Origin of the sequence: Conexibacter arvalis (genome assembly GCF_014199525.1) — a bacterium.
Taxonomy (GTDB): domain Bacteria; phylum Actinomycetota; class Thermoleophilia; order Solirubrobacterales; family Solirubrobacteraceae; genus Conexibacter; species Conexibacter arvalis.
On sequence record NZ_JACHNU010000001.1, the window covers coordinates 477,450 to 491,755 of the forward strand.

Genomic DNA, 14,306 nt, shown 5'->3' on the forward strand with positions numbered 1-14,306 from the left:
TCCTATGCCTCCAGAATCGCGACGACGCCGATGCCGCCCGCGGCGCAGACCGAGATCAGTCCGCGTCCGCCGCCGTTCTCGTGGAGCGTCTTGGCGAGGTTGGCGACGATCCGCCCGCCGGTCGCCGCGAACGGGTGACCGGCGGCGAGCGAGCCGCCGTTGACGTTGAGCTTGGAGCGGTCGATCGAGCCCAGCGGGGCGTCGAGGCCGAGCCGCTGCGTGCAGAAGGCCGGGTCCTCCCACGCCTTCAGCGTCGACAGCACCTGCGAGGCGAACGCCTCGTGGATCTCGTAGAAGTCGAACTCCTGCAGCCTCAGGCCGTGGCGGGCGAGCAGGCGCGGGACGGCGTAGGCCGGCGCCATCAGCAGGCCCTCGCGGCCGTTGACGTAGTCGACCGCGGCGGTCTCGGCGTCGACGAAGCGGGCGAGCACCGGCAGGTCGCGCTCCCTCGCCCACTCCTCGCTCGCGAGCAGGACGGTCGAGGCGCCGTCGGAGAGCGGCGTCGAGTTGCCGGCCGTCATCGTGCCGTCCTTGCCGCCGAAGACGGGGCGCAGCTTCGCGAGCTTCTCGAGGCTGGTGTCGGGGCGCAGGTTCTGGTCGCGCGAGAGGCCGAGATAGGGCGAGACGAGGTCGTCCTGGAAGCCCCGCTCGTAGGCGGCGGCCAGTCTCTGGTGCGACTGGTAGGTCAGCTCGTCCTGCGCCTCGCGCGTGATCCCCCACTCGGCGCCGGTGCGGGCCTGGTGGGCGCCCATCGAGAGGCCGGTGCGCGGCTCCTCGTTGCGCGGCGGGGCCGGCGCGAAGTGCTGCGGGCGCAGCCGCAGGAACGGCTTCAGCTTGTCCTGCGTCGACTTGCCGCGGTTGGCGTCGAGCAGGATGTTGCGCAGCTCCTCGCCGACCGCGATCGGGGCGTCGGAGGTCGTGTCGACGCCGCCGGCGATGCCCGCGTCGATCTGGCCGAGCGCGATCTTGGCGGCGACGAGGTTGATCGCCTGCAGGCCGGTGCCGCACGCCTGCTGGAGGTCGTACGCCGGCGTGTCGGCGGCGAGGCGGCTGCCGAGCACGCACTCGCGGATCAGGTTGAAGTCGCGGCTGTGCTTCAGCACGGCGCCGCCGACGACCTCGCCGAGGCGCTCGCCCTCCAGGCCGAAGCGGCTGACGAGCCCGTCGAGCGCCGCGGTGAACATGTCCTGGTTGGACGCCTTCGAGTAGTTGCTGTTCGAGCGCGCGAACGGGATGCGGTTGCCGCCGATCACGGCGACGCTCCGGGGACCGGCGGTCATGGTGCTCCTTGGTCTCTGTCAGGGGTCGAGGGGGAAGCCGTCCGGTCCCGCAGCGCGGCGCGCGCCTGCAGGCCGGGTTCGACGGTCGCGACGAGCAGGTCGGCGGCCTCGGCGGCCGGCAGCGCCCCGGTCCGCAGCCACCAGCGCGCGAGCGCCTCGGAGGCGCCGAGCAGCGCGTTGGAGAGCGCCTCGACCTCCGTGGCGGCGCGCTCGCGGCTGTGCTCGGGGATCAGCTCCAGCTGGGTCTGCGCGACGAGCGCGAGCAGCCGGTCGCGGTACTCGGCGACGGCACGGGCCAGCTCGCCGCCGGCCGGCAACGTCTCGTCGAAGAGGACGCGCCAGGCGTCGCGGTCGCCGTCGACGAAGGCGAAGAAGGCCTTGAGCCCGTCGCGCAGCGCCTCCGACGGGCCGGTCGCGGCGGCGACCGCGGCGCCGACGGCGGCGAGCATCGCGTCGCCGGCCCGCTCCATGCAGGCGCTGTACAGCCGCTCCTTGTTGCCGAAGTAGGCGTACAGCAGCGGCTTCGTGACGCCGGCGGCCGCGGCGACCTCGTCCATCGTGACCGCGCCGAAGCCGTGCTCGGCGAAGCGCGCGTGGGCGATGTCGAGGATCTGCAGCTCGCGCTCCTTGCGGGGGAGCCGGGTGCGCGACGCCGGGACGGTCGACTGGACCATGGCGTTCATATTACCCACGTATAAATTTATACGCCAGTAGGTAGCGCGTCAGGAGGTCTGGCGGCAGACCTCCCGCCGGCTGGCTCGCACGGGGCTCGACCGCTCGCGCGGCCCTACTCGCTGAGCGCGTAGCCCATGCCGCGGACCGTGCGGATGCGGTCCCTGCCGAGCTTGCGGCGCAGATATCCCACGTAGACGTCGACGACGTTGGAGCCGGGGTCGTAGAAGTAGCCCCAGACGTGCGACAGCAGCTGCTCGCGGCTCATCACCTGGCCGGGGTGGCGCAGGAAGACCTCGAGCATCGTGAACTCGCGCGCCGACAGCTCGACGGTTCTGCCGCCGACCGCCGCCATCCGCGTGCGCAGGTCGAGCGACAGGTCGCCGCATCTGAGCAGCAGGTCGGCGCCGCTCGGCTCCTCGCGCAGCCGCACGCGGATGCGGGCGAGCAGCTCGTCGAAGCGGAACGGCTTGGTCATGTAGTCGTCGGCGCCGAGCTCGAGGCCCTCGACCGTCTCGTCGCGCGCCGACAGGATCACGACCGGCAGCCGGCTCCCCCGCGCGCGCAGCTCGCGCAGCACGTCCATGCCGTCCTTGCCGGGCAGGCCGAGGTCGAGCACGAGCAGGTCGAACTCCGACTCGTGCGCGAGCGCGGAGGCGGCGTCGCCGTCGCCGACGACGGTCGTCGCGAAGCCGTTCGCCTTCAGCCCCTTCTCGAGGAAGGCGGCGAGCCGCTCCTCGTCCTCGGCGATCAGGATGCGGGTCATCGCTGCGGATCCTCCTCCCTGACGGGAACGACGACGGTGAAGGCGGCGCCCTGGCCGGGGCGCGAGGCGAGCTCGACGCGGCCGCCGTGGGCCTCGGCGATCGCGCGCACGATCGCGAGGCCGAGGCCGGCGCCGTCGGAGCGGCGGCGCGCGCGGCCGGCGCGCGCGAAGCGCTCGAAGATCCGCTCCTGCTCGGCAAGCGGGACGCCCGGCCCGCCGTCGCGCACCCAGATCCGCGCCTCGCCGGCCGCGAAGGCGCTGCCGAGCGCGATCCCGTCGCCGGGGCCGGTGTGCTCGACCGCGTTGCGGGCGAGGTTCATGACCGCCTGCGTCAGCCGCTGGCGGTCGGCGCGCAGCCGGCCGACCGCGACGGCGTCGACGCTCCAGGCGCGGTCGGCGGCGAGCGCCTGCGCCTTCGCCGCCAGCTCCTCGGTCAGCGCGTCGAGGTCGACGTCGGCCGGGTGCAGGAAGTCGGAGCGCTCGGCGCGGGCCAGCGTCAGCAGGTCGTCGACGAAGCGGGCCATGCGGTCGAGCTCGTCGGTCACCAGCGCGATCGTCTCGCGCCGCTCCTCGGGGTCGTCGCCGAGCAGCTCGAGGTGGCCGCGGATGATCGTGATCGGCGTGCGCAGCTCGTGGCCGGCGTCCGAGACCAGCTGGCGCTGGACCTCGAAGGCCCGCTCGAGCCGGTCGAGCATCGCGTTGAAGGCCCGTCCCAGCTCCGCGATCTCGTCGCTGCCGTGCACGTCGATCCGGCGCGTGAGGTCCTCGTCGCCGATCGAGCGGGCGGTGTCGCCGAGCGCGCGCAGCGGCGCCAGCACCCGGCCGGCGACCAGCCACGCGAGGCCGGAGGCGAGCAGCAGCACCGCGAGCGAGACGCCGGCGGCGATCCTGACCGCCTCGTCGACCTCCTCGCGCTGAGGCCGCAGCGCCTCGGTCACCACGAAGGCGCCGCGCGTCCTGCCCTCGACCCGCACCGGCGCGGCGAGGTAGCGGACCGGCCCGCCGGCGGTCTCGATCGTGCCGCGCGAGGCCGCGCCCGCGGGGATCAGCGCGCGCAGCGCCCTGACGACGTCGGGGTCGGGCTCGCCGGTCGCGCTGGAGCGGTACGGGCGGCCGTCGAGGACGGTGTAGAGGTCCTCGTCCTGGCCGGGGACGTTGCGCGCGAGATAGACGTCGAAGATCGCTCTGACGTCGCCGGCGAATGGTCGGCCGTCGCGCGGGTCGCGGCCGTCGATCACGAGGCGGCGGAACTCCTCGACCTCCTGGCTGAGGTTGCGGTCGGTGCGGGCGTCGGCGCGCGCGAGCAGGATCTGCCGCAGCGCGACGGTCGAGACGACCGTCGAGAAGGTCAGCAGCACGACGAAGGCGGCGAGGATGCGGGCGCGCGCGCCGAACAGCACGCGGGGGCGGGAGCGGCTCAATCGTCGTCCCCGTCGTCGTCGTCCCGGTCGTCATCGTCGTCTCCGCCGTGGCCGCGATCGTCGTCATCGTCGTCGTCGAGCGCCGGCGGCGACGGCGCCGGCGGGGGCTGGAAGGAGCCGCCGCTCGAACCGGAGCCGGACGAGCCGGAGCCGCCGCTCGACCCGGAGCCCGACGATCCGGACGAGCCGCTCGAACCGGCGCCGCCCGTCGCCGGCGGCGGCGCGGCCTGCTCGCGCTCGCGCGCCGCCGCCTCGCGCTCGCGCCGGCGGCGCTCCTCGGCCGCGGCGCGCCGCCGCTCCCGCTGCTCGGCCCGCATCGCCTCCCGCCGTCTCTCGGAGGCCTGCCGCTGCTCGCGCGCGAGCTCGGCCGGCGTGCGGCCGGCGGTCGGGTCGACGTCGATCGCGGGCACGGCCTCGGGACCGTCGGGTGCGAGCAGCGCGGTCGCCGCGACGGCGGCGAGCGCGACGGCCGCGAGGCCGAGCGCGACGACGGCTGCGAGGCGGGCGCGGGTCATGGCCGGCACGCTCGCGCGCGGGCGTGAGATGACGATGGACTCGACATGAGAGCGACCTCATGATTCCCGCTGCGAACGTGAGAGCGCTCTCGCGATCGGCTCACGACCATCTCACGGCCCGCGAGGAGGCTGCCTCTCGTCCACTCCACCAACCGGAACGGAGGTGCCCTCGATGGCCTTCTTCTCCGCGGTCAAGCCGGCGCTCGCGTCGTCTTCCCGCAACACGAACACGAACACGAACACCGGTCGCCGCCGGCGCAAGAAGGCGCGCCGGCGCCGCCGCCGTCGCCGCAACACGAACACGGGTCGCAACACCAACACGTGACCCGACCCGCCGGCGCCGCGACCGCGGCGCCGGCAGGCCCCGACCATGAACCGCCTCCGCGAACGCCTCCGCCGCCTGCTCGTGCCCGTCGCCGACGGGCAGGACGTCGTCCCCGCCGCGCCGCCCGTGCCGGTGCGGGAGATCTTCCGCCGCTTCTGGCCCGATGCCCGCCCCTACCGCCCCGCGATCGCGGCCGGGGCGGTCTTCCTCGTGCTCGTGCCGGCGATCGAGGCGGTCGAGATCTGGCTCTTCAAGCTCGTCGTCGACGACGTGCTGGTCCCACGCGACGTCGGCGCGCTGCTGCCGCTCGCCGCGGCCTACGTCGGCCTCACGCTGCTGAGCGGGCTGATCCGCTTCGGCGACGACTACCTCGCGACGTGGGTCGGCGAGCGCTTCCTGCTGAACCTGCGCGCGCGGCTGTTCGCGCACGTGCAGGGACTGTCGCTCGACGTGCTCGACCGCCGCCGCCTCGGCGACCTCCTGTCGCGCCTCACCTCCGACGTGCAGGCGATCGAGCGGTTCGTGCTGACCGGCGTCGGCGACGGGATCTCGGCGCTGGCGCGGATCGTCTTCTTCAGCGGCGCGCTGCTGCTGCTCTCGTGGAGACTGGCGCTCGTCTCGATCGTCGTCGTGCCGCTGTTCTGGCTGACCGCCCGCCGCTTCTCGCGGCTGATCAAGCACGCCTCGCGTGAGAAGCGGCGCCGCTCCGGCTCGCTGACCGCGGTCGCCGAGGAGTCGCTCGCGAACGCCGCGCTGGTGCAGAGCATGGGCCGCGAGCGGCACGAGCTGGCGCGCTTCCGGCGCGAGAACGCGGCGATCATGGAGGCCGAGCTGGCCTCGACGCGGATCCGCGCGCTGTTCTCGCCGCTCGTCGACCTGATCGAGCTGCTCGGCGCGATGATCGTCGTCGGCCTCGGCGTCTGGGCGCTCAGCTCCGGCGAGCTGACGATCGGCGGCCTGCTCGTCTTCCTCGCCTACCTGTCGCAGATGTACGGCCCGGTGCGCGAGCTGAGCGGCCTCGTCAACAGCCTCTACGCCGCCTCGGCCGGCGCCGAGCGCGTGATCGAGCTGCTCGACGAGCGGCCGGCGGTGGTCGAGCGACCCGACGCGCGGCCGCTGCCCGCGGCGGGCGCGACGGTGCGCGGGCGCGTCGAGCTGCGCGACGTCGTCTACCGCTACCCGGGCGCGTCGAGAGCGGCGCTGGACGGCTGCTCGCTGGCGGTCGAGCCCGGGGAGTGCGTCGCGCTCGTCGGCCCCTCCGGCGCCGGGAAGACGACCGCGACCCGCCTGCTGCTGCGCTTCGCCGACCCCGACGCGGGCAGCGTGCTGATCGACGGCGAGGACCTGCGCGAGCTGCGGCTGCGCGACCTGCGGGCGCAGGTCGGGCTGCTGGCGCAGGAGACGCTGCTGTTCGAGGGGACCGTGCGCGACAACGTCGCCTACGGGCGGCCGGAGGCGAGCGCCGCGGAGGTCGAGCGCGTCGCGGCGGCGGTCGGGATCGCCGACCTGCTCGACGCGCGCGTCGGCCAGCGCGGGCGGGCGCTGTCGGGCGGACAGCGCCAGCGGGTCGCGATCGCCCGCGCGATCGTCCGCGACAGCGCCGTCGTCGTGCTCGACGAGCCGACGACCGGGCTCGACGCCGAGGCGCGCGAGGCGGTGCTCGGCGCGCTCGACGCGCTGCTGCCGGGGCGCACGACGATCGTCGTCTCGCACGACCCGGCGGTCGTCGCGCGCGCCGACCGGGTCGTCGAGCTGCGGGCGCCGGGGGACGACGATCGCGACGCTCGCGGGGCCGACGACGACGGCGCCGCGCCGGCCGCCGCCGCTCCCGACGCCGCCCGTCCCGCCGCCGGCCCGCCCGACCCGGGCGCGTCGCCCACCGCCGCCCGCCCGACCGCCGCGGAGCCGGTCGCGTGAAGCCGCTGTCGCCAGGTCGCGAGCTGGTTCCCGGCGTGCGCGTGAGCGCGCACCTCCACCGCTCGCGCCATCTCGACGTCTACGCCGCCGCGTGCGAGCGGCGCGGCTGTCCGGTCGTCGTCAAGACGGTCCGGCCCGACCGCCTCTCGCGGGCGGATGTGGCGCGCGACCTGCTGCGGGAGGGGCGGCTGCTGCGGCGCCTGACCCATCCGCACATCGCGCGCGGATACGACGTCCACCGCGAGCCGCGGCCGGCGATCGTGCTGGAGACGATCGGCGGCGAGACGCTCGCCCACCTGCTCGACCGCCGCGACCTCCCAGCGCGCGAGGTCGCCGAGCTGGGCCGCCAGCTCGCCTCGGCGCTCGGCTATCTCCACGCCGAGGGCTACGTCCACCTCGACCTGAAGCCCTCCAACGTCGTCGCCGACGCCGGCCGCGCGAAGCTGCTCGACCTCTCGATCGCGCAGCGGCCGGGGCCGATCAGAGCCGGCCGCGGCACGTGGTGCAACATGGCCCCCGAGCAGGCGGCCGGCGGGAGGGTGACCGCCGCCGCCGACGTGTGGGGGCTCGGCACCGTCCTGTGGGAGGCGGCGACCGGCGTCAACCCCTTCGACGAGATCGACCAGCTGAGAGAGCGCGCCGAGTCGGTGCGGTCGCTGCGACCGCGGCTGCCGCGGCCGCTGGCGGAGGCGATCGACGGCTGCCTCGAGCCGCGGCCGGCCGACCGCCCCGCGCTCGCCGAGCTGCGCGAGGGGTTGGCCGCCTGCGCCGGCTGAGCGCACGCCGCGCGCCGGCGGTGCGCCGGCGCAGGCGATCGAGCGCGGGCGGCGGTGCGCCGGCGCAGGCGGTGCGCCGGCGCGGACGGTGCGCCGGCGCGGACGGTGCCGCACCGACGCGAGCGCTCACGCGTGCGCCGGCGCGGGCGCCGCCGCGGCGTCGGCACGCGCCGTCACGCCCGGCAGCGCCTGCACGAGCAGCGCCACCAGCAGCGACAGCGCCGCGACGACGATCAGCGCCAGCTCGAAGGCGCGCGCGACGTCGTCCGGCGCCGGCGCCGCGCCGAGCGCGCCGTAGAAGAGCGCGCCGACGACCGCGATCCCGAGCGCGTTGCCGACCTGCTGGGCGGTGCTCAGCACGCCGCTGGCGGCGCCGGCGTGGCGCGGCGAGAGGTCGGCGAGGACGGTCGCGATCAGCGGCGCGGTCAGCAGACCCATCCCGATCCCGTCGACGACGAGGGCCGGCAGCAGCAGCGCCAGCTCGCCGCCGGCGCCGACCGCGGCGACGGTCGCGAGCAGGCCGACGAGCGCGACGCCGCGGACGACGGCGCCGAGCGCCAGCAGCTGGCGACCGAGCCGATGCAGCCGCTGCGCGGCGATCGAGGCGGCGAGGTAGCCGACCGCCAGCGGCGTGAAGACGAGGCCGGAGCCGAGCGCGTCGAGCCCGCGGCCGTGCTGGAGGTGGAGCGCCAGCACGAGGAAGAACGAGCCCATGCCGGTGTAGAAGAGGATCGTCGCCAGCAGCCCGACGGTGAAGGCGCGCTCGCGGAAGAGCAGCGGCGGCACGAGCGGGTCGCCGCCGCGCGCGGCGAGACGGCGCTGGCTGAACGCGAAGGCGGCCAGCAGCACCGGCGCCGCGGCGAGGCTGAGCCACGCCCACAGCGGCCAGCCGTGCTCGCGCCCGAGCACCAGCGGCAGCACGACGGCGAGCAGCGCGGCGGTCGCGAGCACGGCGCCGGCGAGGTCGAGGCGGGCCCCGCTCTCGGCGCGCGACTCGCCGATCGCGTACGGGGTGATCGCCAGCGCGGCGATCCCGATCGGGACGTTGACGAGGTAGCAGGAGCGCCAGCCGAGCCCGAGCAGGTCGAGCTCGATCAGCAGGCCGCCGATCAGTTGGCCGCTGGCGGCGGCGAGGCCCATCACGAGCCCGTAGACGGCGAACGCGCGCGTGCGCGCCTCGCCCTCGTAGGCGAGCCCGACGATCGACAGCGCCTGCGGCGACATCAGCGCGGCGGCGAGGCCCTGCACGACGCGGGCGGCGATCAGCACGTCGGCGTTCGGGGCGGCGCCGCAGAGCGCCGAGGAGGCGGTGAAGAGGGCGAGGCCGATCGCGAACATGCGCCGGCGGCCGCAGAGGTCGCCGAGCCGGCCGCCAAGGATCAGCCCGGCGGCGAGCGCGACCCCGTAGGCGGCGATCACGAGCTGCATCGCGCCGTCGCTCGCGCGCAGGTCGGCCTGCGTCGCCGGGATCGCGACGTTGACGATGAAGAAGTCGAGCGTGACGACGAAGGTGCCGGTCAGCACGACGGCCATCGCCAGCCACGCCGGCGCCGCGCGCCGGCCGATGGCGGGTGGTGTGGAGAAGGCGGTGGAGGACATGCCGACACCGTCCCGCGTCGCGGTCGCCGCGTCGATTACCCGCCACGTAGCCACGGCGCCGATCGCCCGCGCGGCCCGCCCCGCGCCGCGATAGCCTCGCCGCCATGCACCTCGCCCGCTACGACGAGCTGAGACCGTACGTCACCGCCGACGGCTCGACGATCCGCGAGTGGGCCGGGCCCGGCTACTCGCCCGCCCGCAACCAGTCGCTGGCGGAGGCGACGCTGCCGCCCGGCACCGCGACGATCGCCCACTACCACCCGCGCGCCGAGGAGCTGTACCTGTTCAGATCGGGCCGCGGCCGCCTGCGCGTCGGCGAGGAGGAGCGCGACGTCGGCCCCGGCGACTGCGCCGTGATCCCGCCGGGCGTCGTCCACAAGCTGTGGAACACCGCCGACGCCGAGGACCTCGTCCTCGTCTGCGCCTGCTCCCCCGCCTACTCCCACGACGACACGGTGCTGGTCGAGGGGGCGGACGGCAGAGCGGGTTGATCTTCCGTTCCCGCCTGGTGCCTTCAGCTGGTGGCCCCGCGCTTCTAATGCGATTCACGCGGCTGCCGTCAAAGACCTCGGCGAGACCGGGGTCTTTGCATTTGCGGGTTCAGAAGAACCCGGCGGCATCTGCAGTGACCGGGCCGCCGGTCGCAGTTCGGACGACGGGGCCAAGTTGGCTCAAGCAACGATCGACGATCTGATTCCGCGCCCGCAGCGCTCTGTGCGTCTCCTGGAGGCAGGTCCCGGCAGCCGCGGCCGCACTGATCGCAGTCTGAAGCGAACTCGACAGCATGGAGCTCGAAGCTCGTCGGGAGACCGAGTGTGCGGTCGGTCGCGAACTCGCGGCGGGTTCTCTTCCAGAAGCCGAGCGCTTCGCTCCATCTGTCGGCGGCGACGGCGATCGCGCTGAACAGAAGACCGAGCTCCTGGTTCCGTGAATCATCGACGTAGACGAAGTAGTGGCGCACGGGCGCCACGATAAGCGGCGCATCGTGCGCCTGCGCCGCCCCTGCCCTACCCGTCGTCCTGGCGGAAGGCCCAGCGGATCTCGTCGAGCGAGAGGCCGGAGGCGACGCAGGCGAGCAGCTTCATGCGGGCCGCCTGCGGGGAGAGGAAGCCGGCGGGGATGATGCCCGTGCCGCGGAGGTCGCGCTCGGAGCCGGCGTAGCCGTAGGTGCCGGTGAGGACGACGCCGCGCTCGGGGCGGCAGTAGGCGACGATCGGGATCCGCTCGGCGGCGGCGGCCCACAGCTCCAGCACCGGCGGGGCGAGGTGGCCGGCGCCGAGCGTGCCGATCACGACGCCGTCGGGCTCGGTCGCCAGCGCGGCGCGGGCGAGCGTGCCGTCGTCGCCGGAGCCGCTCGGCACGACGAGCACGCTGCGGTCGAGCGCGGGCGGGTCGAGCGGCGGATTGCGCGGCAGGCGCGACCAGATCGTCGGGTGGCCCTCCGTCACCCGGCCGAGCGGGCCGGTCTGCGGTGAGGAGAAGGCGACGAGCGAGGTCGTGTCGGTCTTGCGCGCGCAGCGGGCATGGTGGATCTCGCTGCCGAAGACGACGAGCACGCCCATCCCGGCCGCCTCGGCGGAGGTCGCGACGGAGACGGCGTCGAGCAGGTTGGCCGGGCCGTCGGCGCCGGCGGCGGTCGCCGGGCGGATCGCGCCGGTGAAGACGATCGGCGCCTCGGCGTCGTGGATCACGTCGCACAGCATCGCCGTCTCCTCCAGCGAGTCGGTGCCGTGCGTGACGACGACGCCGATGCCGCGGCGGGCGGCGTCGCGCGCCTGGCGGCAGACCTCGAGCTGGTCGGCGAGCGTCAGGTGGGCGCTCGGCTTGTTGACGACGTCGACGGTCTCTATGCCGTCGCCGCCGGCGAGGTCGGGGATCGCCGCGACGAGCGCGGCGGCGTCGAACCGGGGCGTCGCGGAGTGGGCCGCGCCGCCGACCTCGCCGCCCATCGCGATCGTGCCGCCGGCGCCGAGGATGCGGACATGGCGGACTGCGTGCGGTCGGGTCGCCATCGCCGGACACCCTATCGGCAGCGGACGGAGCGCCGTCCGCCGCGCTCCCAGCCGAGCGCGGGGTCGCCGACGACCGACAGCTCCACCGCCGACCGGTGCTCGGGGTCGTGCAGCAGCTCGTGCTCGACCGGCACCAGGCGGGTCGCCGTGTGCGGCGGCTCGCCGGTACCGGCGTTGCGGGCGTAGCGGGGGTGGGCGCCGCCGGCGACGAGCACGCGGATGCAGTGGCCCGGCCGGAAGCGGTGGGCGGTCGGCCACAGCGGGAAGGCGACGCGGCGGCTGCCGTCGGCGGCCGGCTCGGGCTCGCCGCCCGTCAGCCGCACCAGCGCGTCGCAGACGTTGAGCGAGCGGCCGTCGGGATGGACGTCGCAGATGCGCACGAAGACGTCGGCGTCGGGGCGGCTCGTGCGCACGTGGACGTCGGCGGCGACCGGGCCGATCGCCTCCAGCGGTTCGGTCAGCGGCTCGCTCGTGTAGACGAGCACGTCGTCGCGCGCCTCCAGCGGGCGGTTGTCGACGACCGGCTCGCGGGCCATCAGGACCGGGCCGCCGAGCGACGGCGTCGGATCCTCCGGGTCGTAGGTGAAGCGGCCGGGCGCGGCCCGCTCGGCGGTCGGCGGCTCCGGCGCGAGCGCGCCGCCGGGCTGGAGGTGGAGGCGCAGCCGTCTGGCGGCGGGCGGCGGCCAGTCGGGCAGTGTCCGCCAGCGCTCCTCGCCGCCGACCCAGACCCGCACCGGCGCCGCATCGAGCAGCCGGTCGTCGCCGAGCAGGTGGGCGCGCAGCCACGCGATCCCGTCGCGCGTGCTGCGCGCGAGCAGCGCGGTCGAGGTGTGCGCCCACGGTCCGATCACCAGCTGCGTCGCGCGGCCGGCTCTGCGCAGCGCGACGTAGTCCTCGACCAGCCACGGCAGGAAGATGTCCTGCCAGCCCCCGATCAGCTGGACCGGCGCGGTCACCCCGGCGACGTCGGCGGAGAAGTCGCGGCTTCTCCAGTACGGGTCGTCGGGCGCCGTCACCTCGAACCACTCGCGGAAGAAGGCGACCGGCTCGCCGGCGACGCGCGCGTCGAGCTCGACCAGCGGCAGCGCGTCGAAGGCGCGCGGGAGCTTGCGGCGCATCCCGAAGATCAGGTGCAGCGGTGCCAGCCGCCGCTCCTGCGCGGCGATGATGTACGTCCACGACAGCGCGGTGTCGAGCGACAGCGAGCCGCCGCCGTACGCCTGGCCGTGGAACTGCGAGGCGGTGATCGACGGCGCCAGCGCCCCCAGCTCGCCGTCGGCGGCGGAGGCGACCGCCCACTGCGTGAGGCCCATGTAGCTGCTGCCGATCATCCCGATCGGCCCCTCGCACCACGGCTGCGCGCGCACCCAGCGCAGCGTCGCGAGCCCGTCGGCGCGCTCGTCGAACGGTCTGAACTCGCCGCCGGAGCCGAACGTCCCGCGCACGCTCTGCACGACGACCTGGAAGCCGCGCTCGGCGAGCAGCCGGCCGTAGACGAGGCCGAAGAAGCCGCGCCGCCCGTACGGCGTGCGCACGAGCACGGTCGGCGGCAGCCCGTCGGCGCCCGACGCCGCCGCGCTCGCGACGTAGCGGTCGGCGAGCAGCACGGCGCCGTCGTCCATCTCGGCTGCCAGGTCGCGCTCGACGACGACGTCGCGCGTCTGCGCGCGCGGCAGCCGCAGCGAGCGCCCCGCGATCTCGCTCAGGAGGGTCATCGGCTGTCGCCCCCGATCGGCACCTCCGTCGACCGTAGCGACTCGCCGGCGCCCTGACCATCGGCCGGTCCGCGCGGGAGCCCGTCGGCCCGCACCGGAGATGCCGGCGCGGGCCGACCGCGCCGCGCGGTCAGACGGCGGCCAGGGCGGCCGTCTCGATCCGCTCGCCGCTGTCGCGGGCGAAGAAGTGGAGGCGGTCGCTGCGGACGGCGAGCTCGAGCGGCGTGCCGACCTCGACGGGGATGCCGGCCTCCAGGCGGGCGGTGAGGAGCGCGCCCCTGCCGCCGACCAGCTGGGCGTCGCGCGTGCCCGTCAGGCCGCCGCGGCCGTCGAGGTCGAGCTGGGAGGCGTCGAGCGAGAAGATCACGTGGATCTCCGAGCCGAGCCGCTCGACGACGTCCGGGACGATCCGCATGCGCGGCAGCGCCGGGTCGGCGTCGGCCGCGGCGAGGAAGTCGGTCGGGCGGATGCCAAGGATCACCGCCCGCGTGCCGACGCGGCCGGCGACCTGCTCGCTCAGCGCCAGCGACGAGGAGCCGAAGCGGACGGCGCCGCCGTCGACCGACGCCTCCAGCAGGTTCATCGACGGCGAGCCGATGAAGCCGGCGACGAAGGCGTTGGCGGGGCGCTCGAACAGCACCTCCGGCCGGTCGCACTGCTGCAGGATCCCGCCGCGCAGGACCGCGACGCGGGAGCCGAGCGTCATCGCCTCGACCTGGTCGTGGGTGACGTAGATCGTCGTGACGCCGAGCTGCTCGTGCAGGCGCGCCAGCTCGGCGCGCATCGCGACGCGCAGCTTCGCGTCGAGGTTGGAGAGCGGCTCGTCCATCAGGTACGCGGCCGGCTGGCGGACCATCGCGCGGCCCATCGCGACGCGCTGGCGCTGGCCGCCGGAGAGCTGCGCCGGCTTGCGGTCGAGGTACTCGGTCAGGCCGAGCGAGCCGGCGACCCGCTCGACCCGCTCGGCCATCTCCGTCTTCGGCGTCTTGCGCAGCTTCAGCCCGAAGCCGATGTTCTCGCGCACCGTCAGGTGCGGGTAGAGCGCGTAGTTCTGGAAGACCATCGCGACGTCGCGGTCGCGCGGCTCGAGGTCGGTGACGTCGCGGTCGCCGATCTCGATCGTCCCGTCGCTGACGTCCTCGAGGCCGGCGACCATCCGCAGCAGCGTCGACTTGCCGCAGCCGGAGGGGCCGACGAGCACCATGAACTCGCCGTCGGCGATCTCCAGGTCGACGCCGTCGACGGCGAGCGCGCCGCTGCCGTCGTACTCCTTGCAGACGCCGGTCAGCTTGATCGCGGCCATCTCAG

General features: G+C 75.1%; 14 protein-coding genes. 5 read left to right on the forward strand and 9 right to left on the reverse strand.

The annotated features are described in order from the left end of the window. Positions 1 to 2: 2 nt before the first annotated feature. The 5 genes from BDZ31_RS02175 to BDZ31_RS02195 form a co-directional block, all read right to left on the reverse strand. Complete coding sequence (locus BDZ31_RS02175; RefSeq protein WP_183338530.1) at positions 3 to 1,280, reverse strand: acetyl-CoA C-acetyltransferase; 1,278 nt, start codon at positions 1,278 to 1,280, stop codon at positions 3 to 5. Continuing rightward, the gene (locus BDZ31_RS02180) at positions 1,277 to 1,963 is read right to left on the reverse strand and encodes a TetR/AcrR family transcriptional regulator (RefSeq protein ID WP_183338532.1); all 687 of its coding nucleotides are present in this window, start codon (positions 1,961 to 1,963) and stop codon (positions 1,277 to 1,279) included. The genes BDZ31_RS02175 and BDZ31_RS02180 overlap by 4 nt, the downstream gene beginning before the upstream one ends. A gap of 104 nt (positions 1,964 to 2,067) precedes the next feature. Further along, on the reverse strand, positions 2,068 to 2,718 hold the full coding sequence (locus BDZ31_RS02185; protein ID WP_183338534.1) for a response regulator transcription factor: 651 nt from the start codon (positions 2,716 to 2,718) through the stop codon (positions 2,068 to 2,070). Next, complete coding sequence (locus BDZ31_RS02190; RefSeq protein ID WP_221242788.1) at positions 2,715 to 4,139, reverse strand: sensor histidine kinase; 1,425 nt, start codon at positions 4,137 to 4,139, stop codon at positions 2,715 to 2,717. Before BDZ31_RS02190 ends, BDZ31_RS02185 begins: the two co-directional genes overlap by 4 nt. Then, positions 4,136 to 4,654, reverse strand: a complete 519-nt coding sequence (locus BDZ31_RS02195; protein ID WP_183338536.1) for a hypothetical protein — start codon at positions 4,652 to 4,654, stop codon at positions 4,136 to 4,138. The genes BDZ31_RS02190 and BDZ31_RS02195 overlap by 4 nt, the downstream gene beginning before the upstream one ends. Positions 4,655 to 4,826: 172 nt before the next feature. On the opposite strand from BDZ31_RS02195, the gene BDZ31_RS02200 reads away from it, so the two are divergent. Genes BDZ31_RS02200 through BDZ31_RS02210 form a run of 3 tightly spaced genes read left to right on the forward strand, consistent with a single transcriptional unit; the run spans position 4,827 to position 7,672 of the window. Beyond that, the gene (locus tag BDZ31_RS02200; RefSeq protein WP_183338539.1) at positions 4,827 to 4,979 is read left to right on the forward strand and encodes a hypothetical protein; all 153 of its coding nucleotides are present in this window, start codon (positions 4,827 to 4,829) and stop codon (positions 4,977 to 4,979) included. A gap of 45 nt (positions 4,980 to 5,024) precedes the next feature. Continuing rightward, the gene (locus BDZ31_RS02205) at positions 5,025 to 6,896 is read left to right on the forward strand and encodes an ABC transporter ATP-binding protein (RefSeq protein ID WP_183338541.1); all 1,872 of its coding nucleotides are present in this window, start codon (positions 5,025 to 5,027) and stop codon (positions 6,894 to 6,896) included. Further along, positions 6,893 to 7,672 carry a protein kinase domain-containing protein gene (locus tag BDZ31_RS02210; protein ID WP_183338543.1) on the forward strand — a complete coding sequence of 260 codons (780 nt, stop codon included), beginning with the start codon at positions 6,893 to 6,895 and terminating at the stop codon, positions 7,670 to 7,672. Before BDZ31_RS02205 ends, BDZ31_RS02210 begins: the two co-directional genes overlap by 4 nt. A gap of 126 nt (positions 7,673 to 7,798) precedes the next feature. Here the strand turns inward: BDZ31_RS02210 and BDZ31_RS02215 are convergent, their stop codons facing one another. Then, positions 7,799 to 9,271, reverse strand: coding sequence for an MFS transporter (locus tag BDZ31_RS02215; protein ID WP_183338545.1), 1,473 nt, complete (start codon positions 9,269 to 9,271; stop codon positions 7,799 to 7,801). A 104-nt stretch (positions 9,272 to 9,375) separates the two neighbouring features. Here BDZ31_RS02215 and BDZ31_RS02220 point away from each other — a divergent pair, with 104 nt between their 5' ends. Further along, entirely contained in the window at positions 9,376 to 9,762 is a 387-nt protein-coding gene (locus tag BDZ31_RS02220; protein ID WP_183338547.1) for a cupin domain-containing protein, read from the forward strand. Positions 9,763 to 10,055: 293 nt separating this feature from the next. After that, complete coding sequence (locus BDZ31_RS02225) at positions 10,056 to 10,202, forward strand: hypothetical protein (protein WP_183338549.1); 147 nt, start codon at positions 10,056 to 10,058, stop codon at positions 10,200 to 10,202. A gap of 76 nt (positions 10,203 to 10,278) precedes the next feature. Here BDZ31_RS02225 and BDZ31_RS02230 read toward each other — a convergent pair whose 3' ends face one another. The 3 genes from BDZ31_RS02230 to BDZ31_RS02240 form a co-directional block, all read right to left on the reverse strand. Beyond that, a complete protein-coding gene (locus BDZ31_RS02230) occupies positions 10,279 to 11,283 on the reverse strand; it encodes an asparaginase (protein ID WP_183338551.1) in 1,005 nt (334 codons plus the stop codon). Between the two features lie 11 nt (positions 11,284 to 11,294). Then, the gene (locus BDZ31_RS02235) at positions 11,295 to 12,998 is read right to left on the reverse strand and encodes a CocE/NonD family hydrolase (RefSeq protein ID WP_183338553.1); all 1,704 of its coding nucleotides are present in this window, start codon (positions 12,996 to 12,998) and stop codon (positions 11,295 to 11,297) included. 130 nt (positions 12,999 to 13,128) lie between these two features. Then, positions 13,129 to 14,301, reverse strand: coding sequence for an ABC transporter ATP-binding protein (locus BDZ31_RS02240; RefSeq protein WP_183338555.1), 1,173 nt, complete (start codon positions 14,299 to 14,301; stop codon positions 13,129 to 13,131). Positions 14,302 to 14,306 lie beyond the last annotated feature (5 nt).

Coding starts and splice junctions, on each gene's coding strand:
- BDZ31_RS02175 (WP_183338530.1), bottom strand. CDS start 1,280: ATGACCGCCGGTCCCCGGAGCGTCGCCGTGATCGGCGGCAACCGCATC.
- BDZ31_RS02180 (WP_183338532.1), bottom strand. CDS start 1,963: ATGAACGCCATGGTCCAGTCGACCGTCCCGGCGTCGCGCACCCGGCTC.
- BDZ31_RS02185 (WP_183338534.1), bottom strand. CDS start 2,718: ATGACCCGCATCCTGATCGCCGAGGACGAGGAGCGGCTCGCCGCCTTC.
- BDZ31_RS02195 (WP_183338536.1), bottom strand. CDS start 4,654: ATGACCCGCGCCCGCCTCGCAGCCGTCGTCGCGCTCGGCCTCGCGGCC.
- BDZ31_RS02200 (WP_183338539.1), top strand. CDS start 4,827: ATGGCCTTCTTCTCCGCGGTCAAGCCGGCGCTCGCGTCGTCTTCCCGC.
- BDZ31_RS02205 (WP_183338541.1), top strand. CDS start 5,025: ATGAACCGCCTCCGCGAACGCCTCCGCCGCCTGCTCGTGCCCGTCGCC.
- BDZ31_RS02215 (WP_183338545.1), bottom strand. CDS start 9,271: ATGTCCTCCACCGCCTTCTCCACACCACCCGCCATCGGCCGGCGCGCG.
- BDZ31_RS02220 (WP_183338547.1), top strand. CDS start 9,376: ATGCACCTCGCCCGCTACGACGAGCTGAGACCGTACGTCACCGCCGAC.
- BDZ31_RS02225 (WP_183338549.1), top strand. CDS start 10,056: ATGGAGCTCGAAGCTCGTCGGGAGACCGAGTGTGCGGTCGGTCGCGAA.
- BDZ31_RS02230 (WP_183338551.1), bottom strand. CDS start 11,283: ATGGCGACCCGACCGCACGCAGTCCGCCATGTCCGCATCCTCGGCGCC.
- BDZ31_RS02235 (WP_183338553.1), bottom strand. CDS start 12,998: ATGACCCTCCTGAGCGAGATCGCGGGGCGCTCGCTGCGGCTGCCGCGC.
- BDZ31_RS02240 (WP_183338555.1), bottom strand. CDS start 14,301: ATGGCCGCGATCAAGCTGACCGGCGTCTGCAAGGAGTACGACGGCAGC.